The organism is Rhodococcus sp. WS3, from assembly GCF_003797085.1.
Classification (GTDB): domain Bacteria; phylum Actinomycetota; class Actinomycetes; order Mycobacteriales; family Mycobacteriaceae; genus Rhodococcus_F; species Rhodococcus_F globerula.
In genome coordinates this window covers 1,355,695-1,376,681 of record NZ_RKMA01000001.1, presented here as the reverse complement: position 1 = coordinate 1,376,681, position 20,987 = coordinate 1,355,695, and the positions used below count along the sequence as shown (strand labels likewise).

Sequence of the window (20,987 nt, the reverse complement as noted above, 5' to 3'; positions counted from 1 at the left end):
GTGAGGGGCACACATGATCTTTCGGAACTCGTTGCCAACCGGGGTAGCTCAGTTGGGTCCGCGGGATGCGGAGTTCATCTACAACGAGTCCGAGGGCCACCTCAGTCATATGGTGTGCGCGTACTTCTTCGACACTGCGGGCCATCCGCTGGCCGACATGACACACGCCGACGCGGTTGGATGGATTTCGGAACGGTTCGGGTACTGGCCGCTGTTCACGAGCCGAGTGCAGCGAGTTCCGCTCGACCTGGACTATCCGTACTGGGTGCCGGCACCTGATTTCGATGTCGACGATCATGTGCGGGTGCACAAGGCGTCGGGGCCCGGGTGGGCACCGGTGCGAGCGTTGCTGGGCAAGTCTCTGAGCGCGCCGATGGATCTGACGCGGCCGCCCTGGGAGTTGGAAGTCATGACGGGAATCAGCGGGATCGACGATCTACCCGGTGACCTGACGCTGATCATGCTCAAAACTCATCACAGCGCCGGCGACGGTTTGGAGATCAGGAACCTCACCAACCGATTGTTCTCGGGGCCGGCAAAACCCAAGGCACCCGCACGGGAATCGGGTTTGCCGCTCGTGGAGATGATGGGGCGCAGTGTCCTCGGGTTCCCAGGACAACTGATCCGGTTCGGGAAGGGTCTCTCGGCGACAAAGGTAGCCGCAGAAGAGATCACGCAGGCCGAGGAATCCGGTGAGTTGGCGAAGTACGTCGCAGACCGTCCGCCGACGCGTTTCAATCACGTCTTGGAGGGTGATCTGGCCCTGGAGTTCGTGACGCTCGACGGTGCTGACATCAAGGCGATCAGAGCCGCCGTGCCAGGGGTGACGGTGAACGATATCTTCCTGACGGTGGTGGCTGGGGCGCTCGAGAAGTATCTCGAGGAGAAGGACGAGCGGCCGGAACGCCCTCTGGCGGCAATGGTTCCGCGCTCGATGCGGCAGATTGCGGAATGGGAGTCGGCCAATCAGCTCGCGCTCCTGACCGTCGATCTGCACTCCGACGTTGCGGATCCGGTCGAGAAACTGACCCGGATCCGGGATTCTGCGCAAGTGGCCAAGGAGCGTAGCTCGCACCTCGCTGTCCGGAAATTCAGCACACGTATCGAGACGTCACCTGCGCCGTTACTACGTTTGACGGGGCTGGCCAGGCGCCTCAACAAGCTGAATACGGATCGTGAGGTCATGCAGCACACCACGATCAGTAATGTCCCGGTGACGATCGACGGAAACGTGTTCGACGGTGCGCCCGCAGTTGCCGTGTTGGGTGGGCAGGCGCCGGTTGACGGAGATGTTTTGCGCCACTTCCTGATTGCCGCGGCCGGCGGCGCGTTGACGCTCAACGTCATCGTCGCTCGCGGAGCGATGCCCGATCCGGAGCACTATGTCGTGCTGCTGCGCGAGAGTTTCGACGAACTGCGCCAGGCAGTGGAGTACGACGTCCCCGCCGTCGAATGATTTTCCGGTCAGGTGCCCGCCGGGCCGGAATTGTTGTGGATCGCAATGAATTTTGTCCGGTAAATTGTTTCGAGAATGGGAAAATCGAGTTAATCGTTCATTTCGGACACAGGTTCTAGGATTAACACTAAGGTCGTAGACGACACATCAACGGTGAACCTTCGCCGGAACCGATTCTTTGGCGGTCGAGTGGGGATCCTTCTAGATAGGGAGTTCAGTCATGGGTTCTTTGATGGACATTCTTCTTGGACCGGACGGGATGGGCACTCAGCTGGGGAGCCTTCTCAACATGCTGATGGGATTGGATAACTTGGGTGCCAATCTCTTCGGCTCTCTGAGTGACACCTTCGGAGGGATCTCCGGATCTCTCGACACGATTAGTTTCCTGCCTGAAGTTATCCCGCCAGCTTGATCCTGCAATCTGAGCAGTTGGCACATCCACTTCACTCAACAGATATTTAGGAGTACAACATGATTGAAGGATCCGTCATGGATGCTGCGGGTTCCGTTGGCACCATTATCGGCCAGGGCATGGGCAGTGTTGCCGATATTGCTGTCAAGGGCCTCACCGCTCTTGCCGAACTGAGCGGTGGAACGCTGAAAGCCGCCAAGTAGCACAAAAGAGCTTGGTTTTGGGGCCCGGGCGCACGTCGCGCGGGCCCCAAAATGCTCTGTACCTGCATATTTGACCTTAATTATGGAGATTGACAGACAATTTTCCATTTCGCCACTGAATTTCAGTTTTGCCGCTAACGTGCTGATAGACAATGTTCGCAAGTTTTCTGTTGAGGAGTTAAAAATGGGGTCGCTGGTAAACATCCTCGGTTATGTTATGGAGAATGGCGAAACCGCAACTCAGGCACTGGTGAATGTGCTGTTAGGGTTGGATAACTTGGGTGCCAACTTGTTCGGCTCGTTGAGTGACACCTTCGGTGGGATCTCCGGATCTCTTGACGCCATCAGTTTCGCACCCGCTGTTGTCGCTCCGTAGTCTTGCAGTTCTGAATTATCTGACCATCCCGTAATTGTGCGGATAGAAGGAGAACAAACATGATTGAAGGCTCCGTGATGGATGCTGCGGGTTCTGTCGGAACTCTTATCGGCCAGGGACTAGGCAGTGTCAGCGAAATCGCTGTCAAAGGCCTGACCGCGCTTGCCGAACTCAGTGGTGGAACGCTCAAAGCCGCGAAATAGGTCAAGAGTTTTTATTGTGGGGTCCACGCGAGAAATGCGTGGGCCCCGCAATACTTTTCACGGGCGCGCTATCCCAATGGCATGAGCATCCAGGCTGCAAGATAAACCAAGGCTGCAGTTCCACCGGTGCAGACGGCGGCAATTACTGCCAGAACGCGAACCAGATTGACGTCGGCGCCAAAATATTCTGCAATCCCGCCGCACACTCCGGCGAGCATTTTGTTTTCGGTGGATCGGGTGAACGGGCGGGGTGTGTTGCTCTCGAATGTCATGGTTCAAGTCTGGCCTGACCAGGCCACTTCGACCATCGGGAATCACCCCCATCTATCCCTGATCTTCACCGAGCATCGAATTCGCCCGTTCATCAGGGCGTCACCAACTGGTTGCTGTTGACGGCTAGCCTGTCGGGAATGACCGAGATAGCAGAGCGCCGTCCTTTTCTCAGTGCCTTCGCCGACCTGTCGAGTGCGGTGGACCTGACTGACACGACGGCATTCACCGTCGACGACAGTGACGACGACGATCCCGTGTTGCTCACGGCACCAGGCGGTTTCGAGGTCGACACGTGGCGCGAGGGATACCCGTACGACTCTCGGATGTCACGCGAAGAGTACGAGATCGCCAAGCGTCTGCTGCAGATCGAACTCCTGAAGTTGCAGAACTGGTCCAAAGAAACCGGTGCCCGCCACGCGATCGTGTTCGAAGGTCGCGACGCAGCAGGCAAGGGCGGCACCATCAAGCGCTTCATGGAACACCTGAACCCGCGAGGCGCACGCGTCGTTGCGCTGGAAAAGCCGTCGGTGCGAGAGTCGACGCAGTGGTACTTCCAGCGCTATGTGCAGCATCTTCCCGCTGCGGGCGAACTCGTGATGTTCGATCGCTCCTGGTACAACCGGGCCGGAGTCGAGCGTGTCATGGGGTTCTGCACGGACGAGGAACACGAGCGTTTCCTGCGGCAGGTGCCGTTATTCGAGCAGATGCTTGTCGACGACGGCATCAGCCTCATCAAGTTCTGGTTCTCCGTCTCACCGCTCGAGCAGCGGACGCGGTTCGCGATTCGGCAGGTGGATCCCGTTCGGCAGTGGAAGCTTTCGCCGATGGACATCGCCTCCCTCGACAAGTGGGATGCGTACACCGCCGCGAAGGAAGAAATGATCCGCTTCACCGACACGGAGACCGCTCCGTGGACCGTCATCAAGAGCAACGACAAGAAGCGCGCGCGGATCAATGCGATGCGGCATGTCCTCAGCCAGTTCGACTACGACAACAAGGATCACGACATCGTCGGAACGCCTGATCCGCTGGTTGTGGGCAGCCTGGAATAGCAAGACTGCTGACCGGCGCCGTCGCGGTCGTTAGTGTGAGACGAATGGAGACCGTGCCGATCCAACTTCCCGATGGAACCGTCACTCCGATCCGCCTGTTTCCGGGACCGGTCGACGACGCTCCCGTTGTCGTGATGTTTCCCGGTCTCGGTGTGCCTGCTGGGTTCTACGATCCGGTGGCCGAAGCGTTGGTCACCGCGGGGTTCAACGCGGCGATCGGGGAATTGCGTGGCCAAGGCGACAGCCGGCCGCGACCAAGTGCGTCGTCGAGTTTCGGGTATCAGGAGTTGGTGTCGGTAGATTTCCCCGCCACCTTCGAAGTGGTGCGCGAAAGGTTCCCAGCGAGTACACCATTCCTGCTCGGTCACAGCATGGGTGGTCAGCTAGGGACGATGTACGCAGCGAGGATTCGCGGACGCCTCGGCGGGTTGATCCTGGTGGCGTCCGGTTCGCCGTACCACCGGGGCTTCCCGGGCATTCGCGCTCCGGGGTTGTATCTGGGTTCGTCGGCGATGTCGGTGACAGCCAACATCGCCGGGTTCTGGCCCGGTGATCGCCTGAGCGTAGGCGGCTTCGGGCGGCAGTCGAAAGTGTTGATCACCGACTGGGCCAGATTTGCGCGCACCGGCACCATCGAACCCGTCGGCGCGGACATCGATTACGAGGAGCGGATCGCCCGCCTGAACCTGCCGGTCCTGTCCGTCACCATCGACGGCGACGACCTTGCTCCGCGTCGATCCGCAAAGAACTTGGTGGACAAGCTCACCGGCTCACAGGTGACGATGGTGCACGTCGACGAACCACTCGGTCACAACGGCTGGATCCGGAAACCGGATGCTGTGACCGAGTGCATCGTCGCCTGGCTGCGCGACCGCTGATCAGTCAGCTGAACTTCTGCCACAGGAATTCGTAGGTCAGCGCGGTCTTGTAGGCCAACTGCGCGTTGTCCGCGGCGCCGCCGTGCCCGCCTTCGATGTTCTCGAAGTACAGCACCGGCTTGCCCAGTTCCTCCAGGCGCGCGGCCATCTTGCGAGCGTGCGCTGGGTGGACGCGGTCGTCGCGAGTGGACGTCGCGATGAGGATCGGCGGGTACGAGCCGTCCGCGTCGATGTTCTGATACGGGCTGTACTGCGAGATGAAAGACCACTCGTCAGCGTTGTCGGGGTCGCCGTACTCCGCCATCCAGGATGCGCCGGCCAGGAGGAGATGGAACCGTCGCATGTCGAGGAGCGGAACCTGGCAGACTATGGCGCCGAACAACTCTGGGTACTTGGTGAGCATGATGCCCATGAGCAATCCGCCGTTGCTACCACCCTGGGCGGCCAACAATTCCGGTGTGGTGATGCCGCGGTCGACCAGATCGCGAGCGACAGCCGCAAAATCCTCGTGCACCTTGTGGCGTCCGGACTTGAGAACCTGTGTGTGCCAACCTGGCCCGTACTCGCCGCCGCCGCGGATGTTGGCCACGACGTACGTGCCGCCGCGAGTGAGCCAGGCCCGCCCGATGGAACCGCTGTACGACGGCGTCAGCGACACCTCGAATCCGCCGTAACCGTAGAGAAGGGTGGGGCCCGGCTTGCTGCCTTCTGCGCCGACCACGAAGTACGGGACCTGGGTGCCGTCGGCGGATGTCGCGAAGAACTGTTGCGTCACAATGTCTGTGGCATCGAAGAATGCGGGCGCAGACTTGACAACTGTGGGTTCGGATTCCCCGATGACTCCGTGCAACAGCGTTGCCGGCGAGGTGTATCCGCTGGCGTTGAGGAAGTACTCGTTGCCGGAATCGGGATCGGTGTCCAGGATTTCGATGGTGGTGAGCTCGGGCAGGCCCTCGAAAGGCCTTTCATCCCAAGCGTTGTCGCCGGGAGTCAGGATGCGCAGGGTGGTCCGGACGTCGGTCAGAACGACGAGAATCAGATGATCGCGGGTCCAGCTGTAGTGGTCGAGCGACGAATGATCGTCTGGCTCGAACAGGACCGTGAGTTCGCGAGCGCCCGCGAGGTAATCCTCGTACCGAGCGGCCAGCAAGGTGCCCGTCGCGTACTCGGTGCCCTCGACCGTCCACGGCGATTTGGTGCGAATCAGCAACCACTCGTGGTGAATCGAGATGCCGGCGTCTTCGGGTGTGTCGATCAGAACGAGTTCGTCGTCGAGGGTGAGCTGGAACCGTCGTGAGTTGTAGAAATCGACGGAGCGGGTGACGAAGTCCCGCTCGAAGCCAGGCGTCGGATCATGTGATGCGGAAATCGCGACGTCGGTGCTTTCGCCCTCGTACAGCGTTTCGGCGCTGGAGAGGGGAGTGCCGCGCTTCCATCGCTGTGCGAGACGGGGGTAACCGGAATCGGTGAGTGATCCCGGCCCGGTATCGGTTCCGAGATACACGGTGTCGATGTCGATCCAGTCGATGTCGGTCTTGGCCTCGGGAAGGTAGAAACCTGCATCGGGTCCATCAGGAGAGAGGAATTGTCGTGTCTCCATGTCGAATTCGCGAACCACTGCGGCGTCGGCTCCACCGCGCGACAAACTGATCAAGGCGCGATCGCGGTGGGGGCGCAGCAACTGTGTGCCCTTCCAGACCCAGTTCTCGCCCTCGGCTTCGGCCAACGCGTCGAGGTCGACCAACACGTCCCACTCGGGGTTGTCGCTTTGATACTGCTCGAGCGTGGTCCGTCGCCACAATCCACGAATATTGGTGCCGTCGCGCCAGAAGTTGTACAGATACTCACCGCGGCGACGCACGTACGGGATGCGAGCGTCGGTGTCGAGGACCTCGCGGACATCCGATTGCATCTGCTCGAAGCGCTCACCGGTTGCGAGTTGCGCTTCGGTGACGGCGTTGTGCGCACGCACCCAATCAAGAGCAGCGTCACCCGTGACGTCTTCGAGCCAGAGGTACGGATCGCTGTCGACGGGGGAGTTCTGATCGGATGTCATGGCTCCATTCTTACTGCTCCCCGCCGACAGCATTCGACCCCGCTCCCGAAAGGCAGTGGGAGCGGGGTCGAAAGTGCGGACTCAGACGTTCAACGAACGCGCGATCATCGGCCACGAGTTGTGGAGATCGTCCTGCCAGTAGCCCCACGAGTGGGTACCTGTGGGCTTGAAGTCGAACTGCGCGGGGATCTGCAGCTGATTCAGACGGTAGGCCAGATTGTGGGTGCAGTAGTTGACCGCTGCCTCGATGAGGCCGCCCACGATGATCTGGTTGGCCAGATTGGCGGGTTCACCGTTCATCGCAGGGTTGGCGAGGGTGTCGTGCGGGCCGGGCAGACCCGACCCGGTGGAAACGTACAGCTCGGTGCCGCGGAGCTTCTCGGCGTTGACAACAGGGTCGTTGTCGATCCAACCCTGACTGCCCACCGGGCCCCACATGTTCGCGATATCAGCACCACCACGGATGCCGGTGACCAGCTGAATAGCACCCTGGCCGACCGGAGTGCTGGTCTCGGCGCAACCGCTGTACGCGCCGACGCTCTTGTACAGGCCGGGGGCCGCGATTGCGAGATTGAGAACCGAGGTGGCGGTCATGGAGATCGCGGAGATCGACTGGACCTTGTTGGTATTGAATTCGGCGTCGATGACGGGAGGGAGTTCCTGTGTCAGGAACGTCTGCCACTTCTGACGGCCGAGTTCGGGATCGTCGTTGACCCAGTCGGTGTAGTAGCTGAACGCGCCTTCGAGCGGGGTGACGACGTTGAGGTTCTTGTCCTGGAAGAAGTTCATGACGTCGGTCTTGCGCTGCCACGTCGCAGAGTCTTCGCCGCCGCCTGCGCCGTTGAGGAGGTAGAGCGTCGGGCGCGGTGCGCTGTTGTCTGCGGGGAGGATGACCTCGAGCGGAATGTTGCGACCCATCGACGCCGAGTACACGGAGATCGTGGACTTGCGGCCATTGTCGCTACGGCTCGCGAGGTACGAACCGGAGGTACCCGATGTGGCTTGTGCCGTTGTGCCGGATGAGTCGCCGCCCGCGGAGGCGATGGCGGGACTGATCAGCATCGGGATCACGGACAGTGCCGCTACTGCAGCGACCAAACGTCCCCGCGTGAATGTACGAGCGCCCATACGATCTGAAACCTCCACTACGTGTGCCCCGGCGTGTGTCCGGGGTCGATGTCACTGGTCAGTAAACCAGAATTGCCATGGTCAGGGGAGCGTTTGATGGTTCCAGCATCCATGTAGCACACAACCCCGCTCTCCAAGTCGAGGAGAGCGGGGTCGAGTGCTTGAAGCTGGTGGTGTCAGACGCCCATGGAGTTGGCGATCATCGGCCACGAGTTGTGGAGATCGTCCTGCCAGTAGCCCCACGAGTGGGTGCCGGTGGGCTTGAAGTCGAACGTTGCCGGGATCTGCAGTTCGTTCAAGCGGTACGCGAGGTTGTGGGTGCAGTAGTTGACCGCTGCCTCGATGATGCCGCCGACGATGATCTGGTTGGCCAACACGCCGACCTGGCCGTCGACTGCCTCGTTGGCGAGGGTGTCGTGCGGGCCGGGCAGACCGGAGCCGGTGGAGACGTACAGCTCGGTGCCGCGGAGCTTCTCGGCGTTGACAACAGGGTCGTTGTCGATCCAGCCCTGTCCGTCGAGCGGGCCCCACATGTTGGTGACATCCGCGTCGCCGCGCATGCCGACAACCAGTTCGATGGAGCTCTGGCCGACCGGGGTGCTGGTCTCGGCGCAACCACTGAACGCGCCGACGCTCTTGTAGAGGCCGGGGGCTGCGATCGCGAGGTTCAGCACGGAGGTGGCGGTCATGGAGATCGCGGAGATCGACTGCACCTTGTTGGTGTTGAACTCTGCGTCGATGACGGGCGGGAGTTCCTGTGTCAGGAACGTCTGCCACTTCTGAACACCGAGAGCCGGGTCTTCATTAACCCAGTCGGTGTAGTAGCTGAATGCGCCTTCGATCGGGGTGACGACGTTGACGTTCTTGTCATTGAAGAAATCCATGACATCGGTCTGACGCTGCCAGGTCGCGCGGTCTTCGCCGCCGCCTGCTCCGTTGAGGAGGTAGAGCGTGGGACGCGGTTCGCTCGTGTCAGCCGGAAGGATGACCTCGAGGGGAATGTCGCGACCCATCGACGGCGAGTACACGGTGATCGTGGACTTGCGGCCGTTGTCGGTGCGGCTCGCGAGGTACGAATCCGTCGAATACGCTGCGGGAGCGGTACGAGTTCCAGCGGTGTCACCACCGGCAGAAGCCATGGCCGGACTGACAAGCATCGGCAGCACGGACACCGCTGCAATCGCGGCGACCACACGGCCGCGCTTGAATGTACGAGAACGCATAGGCTTAAGAACCCTCCACCTGAATTACCTTGTAGATCCGCCCCGGGTGGAACGATCCTTCGTCGACACTTCTCCGTATGGGTTTTTGCATCCCGACGCATATAGAGCGTGCAAGTCTTGATCTTTCTACAGCATCGGCGCGCTATTCGCCAGTGAACCGAAGATTTGCTGAACGATTGACCAGTTTCGAATTGACCTGGCTGTTTACCTATATGCTCAACGGGTGAACCGGACATATCCGATCTGGGAACAGCACTGCTGCTTGCCGTTGCAGTCCAATGCCTCTATTGCGGAGCTATTGCGGTACCGGCGGCCTGAGGGCAGTTACGTTTCGGTCAATGTCGGCTACGCGCCGCACACACGTGCGGATTCAACCGCCCTGGTCAAGAGTTTTGCCTGGCAGGCGCGCGTCGAGTATCCGGAAATCACACCGGTCTCGACGATTCTCGATGTTGCCGACGTGCAGCGATCCGGCGGAATCGCGCTGGCATTCGACCTCGAGGATTCCAACCCACTGGACGGCGATCCCGACAACATCGCGTACTTCTACGATCTGGGCGTGCGGTCGATGTTGCCGACGTACAACCACGTCAACGCCGCCGGCTGTGGGTGCCTCGACGCCGTCGACACAGGCTTGACTGCGTACGGCCGCGAACTCGTGGCCGAGATGAACCGCGTCGGCATGATGGTGGACGGCTCGCACTGCTCGACCCGGACCGGTCTGGATCTGGCCGCTGCCACGACACGTCCCATGATCTACAGCCATTCGAATCTCCGCAGAATGTGGGAGCACCCCCGAAACATCACCGACGATCAGGCCAAGGCGTGTGCCGACACCGGCGGAGTTATCGGGATCAACGGCGTGGGAATCTTCCTCGGCGTCAACGGCCCCGACGACAACAAAGCCAGGCTCGAGGCGATGGCCGATCACATCGAGGAAGCCGTCGGACTCGTCGGTGTCGATCACGTCGGGATCGGTTCGGACTATTCGTTCGACGCGGAGGACTTCCTCGACGAGATACACAATCACGCGGCGTCGTTCTCCGAGGCGTACACCGCGTGGGGACCGCTGCAGTGGGTTCCGCCGGAAGACACCCTCACCTTGGACGTCGTTCTGCGTCGGCGCGGTTTCGACGAGTCCTCGATCGAAGCGATCTACGGCGGAAATTTCGCCCGAGTTGCTGCAGAAGTTTGGTCTACTGGCCGGTAAGGCGACCATCCGGGGACAGGAAAACGATGCAGGACTACCCTGTTACATCGTGACCTCACACTATGACGTCGTTGTCCTCGGAGCCGGCCCCGGTGGGTACGTCGCTGCTATCCGCGCGGCACAACTGGGCCTGAGCACTGCCATCATCGAGCAGAAGTACTGGGGCGGTGTGTGCCTGAACGTGGGCTGCATCCCGTCCAAGGCGCTTCTCCGCAATGCCGAACTCGCGCACATCTTCACAAAAGAAGCGAAGACGTTCGGCATGTCCGGAGACGTGTCCTTCGATTTCGGCTCGGCCTTCGATCGCAGCCGCAAGGTTGCCGACGGGCGAGTCAAGGGCATCCACTTCTTGATGAAGAAGAACAAGATCGCCGAATTCGACGGCAAAGGCACGTTCGCCGACGCCAACACCATCAACGTCGAGCTCAGCAAGGGAGGCACCGAGACGATCACGTTCGACAACGCGATCATCGCCACCGGTTCCTACACCAAGCTGCTGCCGGGCACCTCGCTGAGCGAGAACGTGGTGACCTACGAAGAGCAGATCCTCACCCGCGACCTGCCGGGCTCGATCCTCATCGTCGGCGCCGGCGCCATCGGCATGGAGTTCGGTTACGTCCTCAAGAACTACGGCGTCGACGTGACGATCGTGGAGTTCCTCGACCGGGCACTGCCCAACGAGGACGCCGACGTCTCGAAGGAAATCGCGAAGCAGTACAAGAAGCTCGGCGTCACCATCAAGACCGGCGCCGCTGTCCAGTCCATCAGTGACGACGGCAGCAAGGTCAGCGTTTCGATCAAGGACAACAAGTCCGGCGAGATCGAAACCGTGGTCGTGGACAAGGTTCTGCAGTCCGTCGGCTTTGCACCGCGCGTGGAGGGCTTCGGCCTCGAGAACACCGGCGTCGCCCTCACCGACCGCGGCGCCATCGCGATCGACGACTACATGCGCACCAACGTCGAGAACATCTTCGCCATCGGTGACGTCACCGCCAAGCTGCAGCTTGCACACGTCGCGGAGGCGCAGGCCGTCGTTGCAGCCGAGACCATCGGCGGCGCAGACACGCAGACGCTCGGTGACTACCGGATGATGCCGCGTGCGACGTTCTGCCAGCCGCAGGTCGCGTCCTTCGGGTTGACCGAGGAGCAGGCCAAGGCCGAGGGCTACGACATCAAGGTCGCGAACTTCCCGTTCGCTGCCAACGGCAAGGCCCACGGTCTCGGTGACCCGACCGGTTTCGTCAAGCTGATCGCCGACACCACACACGGCGAACTGCTCGGTGGACACCTCATCGGACCGGACGTCTCGGAACTGCTGCCCGAGCTGACCCTGGCCCAGAAATGGGACCTCACGGTCAACGAGTTGGCACGCAACGTCCACACGCACCCCACGCTCAGTGAGGCGCTGCAGGAAGCGATCCACGGCCTCGCCGGCCACATGATCAACTTCTAGGTAGGGCCTGCGGCCCCCGTGCGTCTTTCTGGTAGCTCACGCAACCAGAAAGGCGCACGGGCCTTTTTGTATTGCCAATACGCCAGATCGCGACTTCGAGTCCAGGTCTGAGCTGACGGCGCACTAGCGTCCCGAAACATGAAAACTCGTTGTGTACTGCTCGCGGCCGCTCTGGCTCTCGGTCTCGCCGCGTGTGGAAGCTCGGCCGGTACCGAGTCGACCGCGGCTTCGACGGCATCCGCCGAAGCCGGCGCCTTTCCGGTGACAGTCGACCACGCCTACGGTTCGACCACGATCGATGCCGAACCCATGCGGATCGTGACCATCGGATGGAGCAGCCAAGATTCGGTGCTTGCCCTGAACAAGGTGCCCGTCGCGATGGAGAGCTTCTCGGGCGACGGTGTCGAGAACAACATATTGCCTTGGGACGCTTCACTGTTGAACGGCGCGACGCCGGTTCTGATGACCACCAATCCGGATGTGCCGTTCGAGCAGATCCTTGCCCTCGATCCCGACCTGATCCTGGCCGTGTATTCGGGGATCACCGCGGAGAAATATCAGCGACTCAGTGACATCGCGCCCACCGTCGCATTTCCCGATCAGCCCTGGGACACCGCCTGGGACAAGCAGATGAGCATGATCGGTGCAGCGCTCGGGCAGCCCGCACGCGCACAGGAGTTGATCGACGACACCGGAGCGTATTTCGAGCGGCAAGCCGCCGAACATCCGCAGTTCGAGGGCAAGACGGCAACATACGCGATGCGCACCGACGAGGGCCTGATCGTGTTCTGCAACACCGATCCTCGCATCCGTCTGCTGGGTCAGCTCGGGCTGAAGACCTCGCCCGGGGTCGACGCGGTGTGCACGTCGGGCGACAGTTCGGTGTCCGTGGGGATGGAGTCCATCGAAACCCTCGACGCGGACGTCTTCATTCTGGTTGACGCCGACGGCACCAATCTCGACAAGCTGATGGCCTTCGGTCCGTTTGCCAACATGACCTCGGTGTCGAACGGCCGGATCGTTCGCCTCGTCGGAATGGACTACGCGATGGCAACGTCAGCGCCGACGGTCTTGAGCGTCCCGTATGCGTTCGACGAGTTCATCGCTCAGCTTTCGGGGGCGCTCGACTGACTCTCAGGCTTTACCGATTGCGGGCCTCCCTGATTGCGGGCGTCACTGATTGCGGGCGTCGTAAGACTCTTGTGACGCAATGATTGTCGGCACGCGGGATTCGAGCAATTCGATCAGGGCGGTGATCTTGCCGGCCACGTCTGCGCCGAGTTCGGTCAGGCTGTATTCCACTTTGGGCGGGATGGTTTCGAGCACTTCACGGTGCACGAAACCATCCCGCTCCAGTGTCTGCAGGGTCTGCGAGAGCATGCGCTCGCTGACGCCGTCGACGCGTCGACGTAGTGCGCTGAACCGGTACGGGCCTTCGTGGAGTGCTGCCAATGCAAGTGCGCCCCAGCGGCCGGTTGCGTTCTGGAGCGCTGCCCGAGAATTGCATCCGCGAGCGAACACATCGGCCTCGAGGGTGGGATCCTGATCTGTTTCGGCAGCACAGGCAGGGGTATCGGTGCTGGTCATGTCCCCAGGTTACTACTAAACATACCGATAGCGCTAACTTTCCGGGTTGCACTTACGAATAATTAGTGCATGATGGTTGCAGAGCACATTTACGCTTCAACCTAAAACGGGAGTTCGCATGAGCATCGCAGTCACCGGAGCAACGGGAAACCTCGGACAACTTGTTGTCGAGGCACTGATCACGCGGGGAACACCCGCGTCGGACATCGTCGCCGTGGTTCGTAATCCGGAGAAGGCGGCGGATCTCGCAGCCCGCGGCGTGGTGGTTCGCAAGGCCGACTACACCGACGCCACCGCATTGGAAGCAGCCTTTGCCGGCGTCGACAAAGTGGTGCTGATCTCGGGCAGTGAGGTGGGCCAGCGGCTTGCGCAGCACACAAACATCATCAACGCGGCAAAGGCTGCGGGCGTCGGATTCATCGCGTACACAAGCATTTTGGACGCTCAGGATACGCCGATGAAGCTCGCAGCCGAGCACAAGGCAACCGAAGATGTGCTTGCCGCGAGTGGAATTCCGTTCGCACTCTTGCGCAACGGTTGGTACTGGGAGAACTTCCTCAATGACCTGGCCGGCGTTATCGAGCGCGGCGCAGTGGCCGGAGCGGGCGCTGACGGAAAGATCGCCGCTGCAGCGCGAGCCGACTACGCCGACGCTGCCGCAGTTGTCGTCACCACGGACGGCCACGAAGGCGCAGTCTACGAATTGGGCGGCGACGAGCGTCTGACGTACGCCCAGTTCGCGGAGAAGGTCAGCGAATTTGCCGGCAAGCCTGTCGTGTATCAGTTCGTGCCGGAGGAGGCATACAAGGGCATTCTCGAGAGCGTCGGACTGCCTGCCCCAGTCGCAGAGATTCTCGCGGATTCCGACGCTGCAATCGCCAAGGGAGCGCTGGACACCGAGTCCGGTGATCTGCAGAAGTTGATCGGCCGCGCCAGCACGCCGGTGGCTGAGGTTCTGAAGAAGGCGTAACCGCCGGTGCGCCTTTCTGGTAGCGGGAACTACCAGAAAGGCGCACAGGGGTTTACCCCATATGGACTGCGCCCTCAGCGGGGAGGTCGCCCTTCTTGGCGCGGACGAGCACTACGACAACGGGTGCGATGATCGCCAACAGGATTGCCGCCCAACCGAATGCGGCGGTGTATCCGGAGACCTCGGCGCCGAAGACGTAGTCGGTCATCGAGGCGATGAAGTCCTGAACCGGCTGGGGGAGCAGAGCCAATTCGTCGCCGGTCGGAACGGTCGCGTTCGACATGTCGACTGGAATGCCTTCCGGGGGGATCGGCGCCGCGTTGTCGGTGGTGAATGCAGACTTGGCCGACGCGTAGATCGTGGTGAAGAGTGCGGTTCCCAGTGCGCCGCCGATCTGCAGCGTTGCGTTGACGAGGGCGCTGGCTGCGCCGGCGTCGTGGTCGGGAACACCGATCAGTGCAAGGTTCTGCATGGGCACCATCAGCAGGCCCAAACCGAAACCGAAGATGGCAAGACCCGGGAACACGTGGGTCCAGTAGGAGCTGTGGACCTCGATCTGGGTGAGCATGAGCAGTCCGACTGCGGCAACCAGGGGGCCGGCAACCATGAGCGGCTTGGGGCCGATCTTGGTGGACAGCTGGGCGGCGGCGGTGGATGCAAGCACGATGAAGAAGGCCATCGGCAGCGAGCCGACGCCGGCCATGACGGGGCTGAATCCGAGCACGATCTGCAGGTAGAACGTCAGGTACAACGTGCCGCCGAGAAGCGCTGCGCCGACGAGCATGGACCCGATCAGTGCGGCGCCGCGGTCGCGGTGCCACGGAACGCTCAGTGGCAGAAGCGGATTCTTGCTACGACTCTCGACGACCACGAACAGTGCCAGGAAGACCAAGCCCAAAGCGATGAACAGGAGGGTATCGGTCTGACCCCACCCGTGCTCGGCGCGCGTGAATCCGTAGACCAGGGATCCGAGTCCGAGTGCGATGAGGACGGCGCCGGGAAGGTCGTAGCTCGTGTCGCCGTGTGCCTTGGTTTCCTTGACGATCGGGACGGCAGCAGCAATCGCGATGAGCGCGATCGGGATGTTCACGAGCAGGCACCAGCGCCAGTCGACGTACTGAGTCAGGACGCCGCCGAGCAGCAGGCCGATCGCTGCGCCACCACCGGAAATCGCGCCGTAGACGGCAAAAGCCTTGGCGCGCTCCTTTTCTCCGATGAAGGTGGTGGTGAGCATCGAGAGCGCGGCGGGCGCGAGCAGTGCCGCGAAGACACCCTGCCCGGCGCGGGCGATGAAGAGTTCGATACCGGACTGGGCGATCCCGCCGATGCCTGACGCCACGGCAAAGCCGGCCATGCCGACGATGAAGGAACGCTTACGTCCCCAGTAGTCGGCGATGCGGCCACCGAGCAGAAGCAGTGCGCCGAATGCCAGCGCGTACGAGGTGACAACCCAGGCGCGATCGAGGTCGCTGATTCCGAGTTCTGCCTGCGCGGCGGGCAGGGCGATGGAGACGATGGTGCCGTCGAGCACCACCATGAGTTGTGCAAACGCGACGATGCAGAGCACCAGCCAACGTCGTTGATGATTCGGGTTTTCGGAGATCGCCGGAGACGGCGGCGTTGCGCCGCTTTCGACGTCAGTGGTGGTCATCGTTACAAGGTAAGTGAGCGCTTCTTCGAGAGTCAAACGAAATAGTTCGTTCGGTTACGATAATCACTATGGCTCCCACAGATGTGACCGCAACGAAGCAGCGAATCCTTGACGCAGCGCTAGAAGAATTCGGCACCTACGGACTCGCCGGCGCACGGATCGATCGCATCGCGAAGAACGGCAACGCCAGCAAGGAACGGCTTTACGCGTACTTCGGTGACAAGGTGGCGCTCTTTCACGCTGTGCTCGACGCCGATTTTGTCGAAGCCATGGAATGCGTGGAGTGGGTGGGCGGGGACATACCGCAGCATGCTGTCGAATTGTTCGATGCCATGACCCGAAAGCCGCACATCCAGCGCATGATGATCTGGGGCCAACTGCAAGGTGAAGGCCCGCGGATGCGTAAGCAAGCCGAAGAGCACTCCAGTTGGCTCCCGCGGATGGCTGCGATCCGCAAGGCTCAGGACGACGGCGGCATCGCAGCGCACTGGAATCCGGAAGACCTCATTACCTTGATCTTCGGCCTCGTCTTTGCTTGGGTGGTCGCACCCGGCATCATCGACAATCAATCCGTGGACGCGCAGGAACTCGCGCGCCGCCGTGAAGTGGTGCGGGAAGCGACAATTCGTATTTGCAAACCCTGATGGCCGGCTACGAAAAATCGCGTTGGACGCGCAACGTCGCGATAGTGGTAGCCAAGCCGTCGTATTGGGTGACCAGCAACGTGAATTCGATGAGCCGACGGTCGTCGAGGTGCTGGGACAACATGTTCCAGGTCACGTCGGTGACGTCTTTGGTGGTGACCAACTCGTCGACCGCGGTCAAGATCGCGTGGTGACGAGAACTCAACCCGGAAGCGTTGGGGCCCTCGATAATTCGGGCAAGCTCCTGGGCGTCGATTCCAGCCTTTCGGCCGAGCCTGATGTGGTGATCCATTTCGTAGTCGCACTGCCTCAGGTGTGCGACGCGCAGGATGATCAGTTCGGTGTCGTGGCGTGAGATCCTGCCGCCGGGCATCAGTGACCCGGAGTAGTGCAGCCAACCTCGGAACAGGCCGCCGGTCCGACCTAACGTGCTGAACAGGTGTGCGTCCGGTGCGCCCGCGGCTTTCGAGAGGACACGCCAGATTCCCCAGTTGATCGGGCCAAGTTCTTTGAATCGGCCTGGCTGGATGCGTGCGGTCATGACGCGTACTCCTCGAGTGTCGTGGGCTGGTACGACGCTAACACTGCCCGGAATCGGATTGCGGCAACCAGCGCGGCAAGTGCCGCGAGAACGAGCATCGGTATCGACGGTCCCAGGCTCGGTTCGAGGACAACCAGCAAGACCGGCAGTCCGAAGCCGAGGTACGTGCCGACGTAGAAGATGCCCGTCAATGTTCCGCGGGCTGCCGGTGGCGCAAGGGTTTCGAGGTCGAGGAGACCGCTACGCAAGCACAGGCCGTATGCGGTTCCGAGCGTGAGGGCGCACACGACAAACAGGGCAAGTGGCGGGTGGGCTCCGCCGGCTGCGACGAGGCAGTATCCGAGCGCGGCTGATCCGGCACCGGCGCTTCCGGCCTGCCTGCCCCAATCACGATGACGGGCAATGGTTTGAACGATGATGCCCGCGCCGAGTGTGAGTGCTGCGGCTATTCCGGGGAGTAGTGGTCCGGAGTATCGATCGCCTAGTCGCGCGGACATCGTCACGAATGAGACTGTCGCACTGGCAAACACCCAGGGCGCGAGCGGTAGCGCCCAGATCAAGGCCGAGCGGACGGATCGTTCCCCGTCGGCCGGTAACGGGAGCGCTGCCGAAGGTGAGGTCCGTGTTCGACTCCACATCGCCGCGGCGGCAACGGAACAGACGGACAGCAGCGCCGAGACGACAAAGGGCGTGGCCAAAGGAAAGGCCGCGAACTGGGCCATCAGGCCGGAGAACAAGGGACCCAAGGCAAAACCGGAAGTGAGGACAACGCCGGCCATCACGGTTCCGGCTTTGCCACGCAGATCAGCGGCCCAGGCTGTGCCGGCGCCGATTGCCAGACCGGCGCCGACGCCGACCACAAGACGGCCAACCAGGAGGCCGGAAGTGTTGTGCCACAGCAAGAGAAATACTGTGCCCAGCGACGCCACCAGAGCTCCCGGCAGGACAACGGCTGCTCGTCCGACACGATCGGACAGCACACCACCGGTCAACAGTCCGGGCAGCAGACCCAGCGCGTAGATGCCGAACACGCCGTCGAGAACGGCGTGCGAGAGTCCCTCGTGTTCCCGCAGTACCGGGATGAGGGAGGCAAAGTGGTTGGCGGCCCACCCCGTCGACAGAAGTACGGCAAGTACCGAGATGAACCCGCGACGGGATGGATCGCCCATGCCCCGCAGCTTAGGCGGGCACCAGGTTGCTGACGTCGGCGAGTAGTTCGAACGTGCGCAGCCACGCGGCGCGGTTGGTGCCGGTTGAGACGGTGATCAACTCGTCGGCCTGCGCATGCTCGGTGAATTCGTCCAGGTACGTGCGGACTTCTGCGGGTGTGCCGACGGCGCTGTACCTGGCCATTTGCAGAACCTGTTGACCGGCGGGGGAGTCGAGCAACATGTCGGCCTCGTCGTCGGTGAACGTGCGGCCACGGCCGAGGAGCAAGCTGACGCGGTTGCGCTTGGATTCGAGGAACTCTTGCTGAGCCTGCTCGGTGGTATCGGCGGCGATGACATTGACGCCCGCGATCACGTACGGCTCCGCCAACTGTTCCGACGGCTTGAACTCCCGGCGGTAGATGGTCACGGCGTCGCGAAGAGCGTTAGGCGCGAAGTGTGACGCAAACGCGTAGGGAAGGCCGAGCATCGCGGCAAGTTTTGCGCCGAACAGTGACGAACCGAGGATGTAGAGGGGGACATGGGTGCCCTTGCCTGGCACCGCGCTGATGCCCGGAATGCGCGAGGTGTCGCCAAGATATCCCTGAAGTTCGAGGACATCCTGCGGGAAGCTGTCGGACGAACTGGGGTCGCGGCGCAGGGCCTGCATCGTCTTCTGATCGCTGCCGGGTGCGCGTCCGAGGCCAAGATCTATGCGTCCGGGGTGCAGTGTCTCGAGTGTGCCGAACTGTTCGGCAATGGTGAGCGGTGCGTGGTTGGGGAGCATGATGCCACCAGCGCCAAGTCGGATCTTGGTGGTGTGAGCTGCAACGTGGCCGATCAGGACACTGGTCGCGGACGACGCGATGGAGCCCATGTTGTGGTGCTCGGCGTACCAGATTCGCTGGTAGCCCCACTCCTCGGCTCGCTGCGCCAGCGTGACACTGGCGTCGAAGCTGTCTTTGGCGGTCTCGTTCTGGCCGATGTGCGCAAGATCGAGGATGGAGAGTGGAACCGACATGAAGTGGGCACCTTTCGAGGCGGCAGAAAACAGTTGTTGTGAGGTGCAACCGCCGCGAGTGCATTCCTATTTCCTCACCACCCGAAAAATCGAAACGCGCCCTTCAGTATCGAACCGCACTCGCCAGTGCTGCCAACGACAACGCCTGCCGCGCGTGCTCGACAACCACGAGCCTGCCGTCGTCGATGTGCGCCCGCAACGACTCGAATGCTTGTGGCAACTTGTTGTCGAGAACAAGTTCAGCTATCGCGATGTGCTCGTCGACCGTCGCTTCGATCCCGGCCGGCGTCAGGTAGTCGAACATCCGTACCGGCCGGATTTTGGCATTGACGGTTGCCAAGGCCTCAGTCAGTGCGGGGTTTCCGGCCGATACAAGTAGTGCCGTGTGAAACTCCTCGTCGAGAGTGACAAAGCTGGAGTCCGGTTCGAGTGAATGGGTGCGTAGCGCATACCACTTTTCGAGCTCAGCACCCAGAATATCTGCGTCGTGACGGGCGTACTCCGTGTCGATGACTCGGCGAATTCCCTGCAGTTCGAGCAATATTCGTAGCTCGTACAATCCGTTGAGATCTTCCAGGCGTGGCCGATACGGATACAGCCCATGCTCGCCGCGTTGAACCATACCGTCGGATTGCAAGCGGGCCAGAGCTTCTCGCACCGGAGTTCTCGATACTCCGTAGATCTGCGCGAGTCGCTCCTCGCTCAGTCGTTCCGTCGGCGTGATCTTCCCGGCCATCAGATCGGCCCGGATCGACTGATACACCTGATCCCGCAGCGATCCGGTCGAATGTTCGACGGCGGACATGTCAGATGGCCATCGCTCGTCGGACGGCATCGGTGGATGTAGTGCCTCCCTCTCCGGTCGACGTCACATGACCGGCCGCGAGAACGCTGTAGTGCTGCGCTGACTGGAGCGCGAACCCGATGTGCTGTTCGACCAGGAGGACTCCGAGATCGCCGCGATTGGTGAGGTCGATGATGGTGCGTTCGATCTCGGCGACGACGTTGGGTTGGATGCCTTCGGTGGGTTCGTCGAGGATCAGAATCTTCGGTTCGGTGATGAGGGCGCGGGCGATGGCGAGTTGCTGTCGCTGCCCACCCGACAGCAAGCCGGCTCGGCGGTCGAGCAGTGTGGTCAGCGCGGGAAACATATCCAATGCTTCTGCAATCAGCGCCTTTCCGCGTTTGCGGCCGTCCGCGACAACCTGAAGGTTCTCGGCCGTGGTGAGTTGGCCGAAGGATTGTTGTCCTTGGGGGACATAGGCGAGGCCGCGGGTGACGCGGGCGCTCGGGCGCAGCGTCGTGATGTCTTCGCCGTTCAGGAGGATCGTTCCACTGGTCGGTTTGATCAACCCGACAGCGGCTCGGAGCAACGTCGTCTTTCCGGCGCCGTTGTGGCCCATGACGGCGGCGACACCGTTGCCCGGAACGGTGAGCGAGATTCCGTGGATGACCTCGGTGCGTCCGTATCCGGCGCGGACGTCCTTGATTTCAAGCATGAT

23 protein-coding genes are annotated in these 20,987 nt (G+C 61.6%); 12 read left to right on the top strand and 11 right to left on the bottom strand.

Annotated elements, in window-relative coordinates:
• The first annotated feature begins 13 nt into the window (after positions 1–13).
• From EEB13_RS06320 to EEB13_RS31385, 5 genes are all read left to right on the top strand, one after another.
• Complete coding sequence (locus EEB13_RS06320; RefSeq protein WP_141484859.1) at positions 14–1,456, top strand: wax ester/triacylglycerol synthase domain-containing protein; 1,443 nt, start codon at positions 14–16, stop codon at positions 1,454–1,456.
• A 220-nt stretch (positions 1,457–1,676) separates the two neighbouring features.
• Positions 1,677–1,868, top strand: a complete 192-nt coding sequence (locus EEB13_RS06315) for a hypothetical protein (protein ID WP_045063985.1) — start codon at positions 1,677–1,679, stop codon at positions 1,866–1,868.
• 59 nt (positions 1,869–1,927) lie between these two features.
• Positions 1,928–2,071, top strand: a complete 144-nt coding sequence (locus EEB13_RS31390) for a hypothetical protein (RefSeq protein WP_165826254.1) — start codon at positions 1,928–1,930, stop codon at positions 2,069–2,071.
• A gap of 82 nt (positions 2,072–2,153) precedes the next feature.
• Positions 2,154–2,447, top strand: a complete 294-nt coding sequence (locus EEB13_RS06310; protein WP_116101786.1) for a hypothetical protein — start codon at positions 2,154–2,156, stop codon at positions 2,445–2,447.
• A gap of 59 nt (positions 2,448–2,506) precedes the next feature.
• Entirely contained in the window at positions 2,507–2,650 is a 144-nt protein-coding gene (locus EEB13_RS31385; protein ID WP_165826256.1) for a hypothetical protein, read from the top strand.
• Between the two features lie 68 nt (positions 2,651–2,718).
• On the opposite strand, the gene EEB13_RS06305 is transcribed toward EEB13_RS31385, so the two are convergent.
• The gene (locus EEB13_RS06305) at positions 2,719–2,922 is read right to left on the bottom strand and encodes a PspC domain-containing protein (protein WP_141484858.1); all 204 of its coding nucleotides are present in this window, start codon (positions 2,920–2,922) and stop codon (positions 2,719–2,721) included.
• 138 nt (positions 2,923–3,060) lie between these two features.
• Here EEB13_RS06305 and ppk2 point away from each other — a divergent pair, with 138 nt between their 5' ends.
• Together ppk2 and EEB13_RS06295 are read left to right on the top strand one after the other, a co-directional pair.
• The gene (gene ppk2 / locus EEB13_RS06300; RefSeq protein ID WP_141484857.1) at positions 3,061–3,975 is read left to right on the top strand and encodes a polyphosphate kinase 2; all 915 of its coding nucleotides are present in this window, start codon (positions 3,061–3,063) and stop codon (positions 3,973–3,975) included.
• Positions 3,976–4,019: 44 nt separating this feature from the next.
• Positions 4,020–4,853, top strand: coding sequence for an alpha/beta fold hydrolase (locus EEB13_RS06295; protein WP_033235572.1), 834 nt, complete (start codon positions 4,020–4,022; stop codon positions 4,851–4,853).
• A gap of 4 nt (positions 4,854–4,857) precedes the next feature.
• Here EEB13_RS06295 and EEB13_RS06290 read toward each other — a convergent pair whose 3' ends face one another.
• From EEB13_RS06290 to EEB13_RS06280, 3 genes are all read right to left on the bottom strand, one after another.
• A complete protein-coding gene (locus EEB13_RS06290) occupies positions 4,858–6,909 on the bottom strand; it encodes a prolyl oligopeptidase family serine peptidase (RefSeq protein ID WP_261984451.1) in 2,052 nt (683 codons plus the stop codon).
• A gap of 81 nt (positions 6,910–6,990) precedes the next feature.
• Positions 6,991–8,037: an alpha/beta hydrolase gene (locus EEB13_RS06285; protein ID WP_033235570.1), complete on the bottom strand. Its 1,047-nt coding sequence runs from the start codon at positions 8,035–8,037 to the stop codon at positions 6,991–6,993.
• 176 nt (positions 8,038–8,213) lie between these two features.
• Positions 8,214–9,260, bottom strand: coding sequence for an alpha/beta hydrolase (locus EEB13_RS06280; RefSeq protein WP_092802266.1), 1,047 nt, complete (start codon positions 9,258–9,260; stop codon positions 8,214–8,216).
• Positions 9,261–9,483: 223 nt separating this feature from the next.
• Between EEB13_RS06280 and EEB13_RS06275 the strand changes: the two genes are divergently transcribed.
• From EEB13_RS06275 to EEB13_RS06265, 3 genes are all read left to right on the top strand, one after another.
• The gene (locus EEB13_RS06275; protein ID WP_141484855.1) at positions 9,484–10,470 is read left to right on the top strand and encodes a dipeptidase; all 987 of its coding nucleotides are present in this window, start codon (positions 9,484–9,486) and stop codon (positions 10,468–10,470) included.
• Between the two features lie 49 nt (positions 10,471–10,519).
• Positions 10,520–11,923, top strand: coding sequence for a dihydrolipoyl dehydrogenase (gene lpdA, locus EEB13_RS06270; protein ID WP_033235567.1), 1,404 nt, complete (start codon positions 10,520–10,522; stop codon positions 11,921–11,923).
• A gap of 138 nt (positions 11,924–12,061) precedes the next feature.
• Positions 12,062–13,054 (top strand): iron-siderophore ABC transporter substrate-binding protein, encoded by a 993-nt coding sequence (locus tag EEB13_RS06265; RefSeq protein WP_141484854.1) that lies wholly within the window; start codon positions 12,062–12,064, stop codon positions 13,052–13,054.
• A gap of 42 nt (positions 13,055–13,096) precedes the next feature.
• Here the strand turns inward: EEB13_RS06265 and EEB13_RS06260 are convergent, their stop codons facing one another.
• The gene (locus EEB13_RS06260) at positions 13,097–13,510 is read right to left on the bottom strand and encodes a winged helix-turn-helix transcriptional regulator (protein ID WP_141484853.1); all 414 of its coding nucleotides are present in this window, start codon (positions 13,508–13,510) and stop codon (positions 13,097–13,099) included.
• A 118-nt stretch (positions 13,511–13,628) separates the two neighbouring features.
• Here EEB13_RS06260 and EEB13_RS06255 point away from each other — a divergent pair, with 118 nt between their 5' ends.
• Positions 13,629–14,480 (top strand): SDR family oxidoreductase, encoded by an 852-nt coding sequence (locus tag EEB13_RS06255; RefSeq protein ID WP_141484852.1) that lies wholly within the window; start codon positions 13,629–13,631, stop codon positions 14,478–14,480.
• Between the two features lie 52 nt (positions 14,481–14,532).
• Here EEB13_RS06255 and EEB13_RS06250 read toward each other — a convergent pair whose 3' ends face one another.
• Positions 14,533–16,131, bottom strand: coding sequence for an MFS transporter (locus EEB13_RS06250; protein WP_116101777.1), 1,599 nt, complete (start codon positions 16,129–16,131; stop codon positions 14,533–14,535).
• 68 nt (positions 16,132–16,199) lie between these two features.
• On the opposite strand from EEB13_RS06250, the gene EEB13_RS06245 reads away from it, so the two are divergent.
• Entirely contained in the window at positions 16,200–16,775 is a 576-nt protein-coding gene (locus EEB13_RS06245; RefSeq protein ID WP_045063965.1) for a TetR family transcriptional regulator, read from the top strand.
• A gap of 7 nt (positions 16,776–16,782) precedes the next feature.
• Here the strand turns inward: EEB13_RS06245 and EEB13_RS06240 are convergent, their stop codons facing one another.
• The 5 genes from EEB13_RS06240 to urtE form a co-directional block, all read right to left on the bottom strand.
• The gene (locus EEB13_RS06240) at positions 16,783–17,316 is read right to left on the bottom strand and encodes a carboxymuconolactone decarboxylase family protein (RefSeq protein WP_141484851.1); all 534 of its coding nucleotides are present in this window, start codon (positions 17,314–17,316) and stop codon (positions 16,783–16,785) included.
• Complete coding sequence (locus EEB13_RS06235) at positions 17,313–18,485, bottom strand: MFS transporter (protein ID WP_141484850.1); 1,173 nt, start codon at positions 18,483–18,485, stop codon at positions 17,313–17,315. The genes EEB13_RS06240 and EEB13_RS06235 overlap by 4 nt, the downstream gene beginning before the upstream one ends.
• Before the next feature lie 10 nt (positions 18,486–18,495).
• The gene (locus tag EEB13_RS06230) at positions 18,496–19,485 is read right to left on the bottom strand and encodes an LLM class flavin-dependent oxidoreductase (protein ID WP_045063958.1); all 990 of its coding nucleotides are present in this window, start codon (positions 19,483–19,485) and stop codon (positions 18,496–18,498) included.
• 103 nt (positions 19,486–19,588) lie between these two features.
• The gene (locus tag EEB13_RS06225; protein ID WP_141484849.1) at positions 19,589–20,290 is read right to left on the bottom strand and encodes a GntR family transcriptional regulator; all 702 of its coding nucleotides are present in this window, start codon (positions 20,288–20,290) and stop codon (positions 19,589–19,591) included.
• 1 nt (position 20,291) lies between these two features.
• Positions 20,292–20,984, bottom strand: a complete 693-nt coding sequence (gene urtE / locus EEB13_RS06220) for an urea ABC transporter ATP-binding subunit UrtE (RefSeq protein ID WP_033235557.1) — start codon at positions 20,982–20,984, stop codon at positions 20,292–20,294.
• Positions 20,985–20,987: the final 3 nt, after the last annotated feature.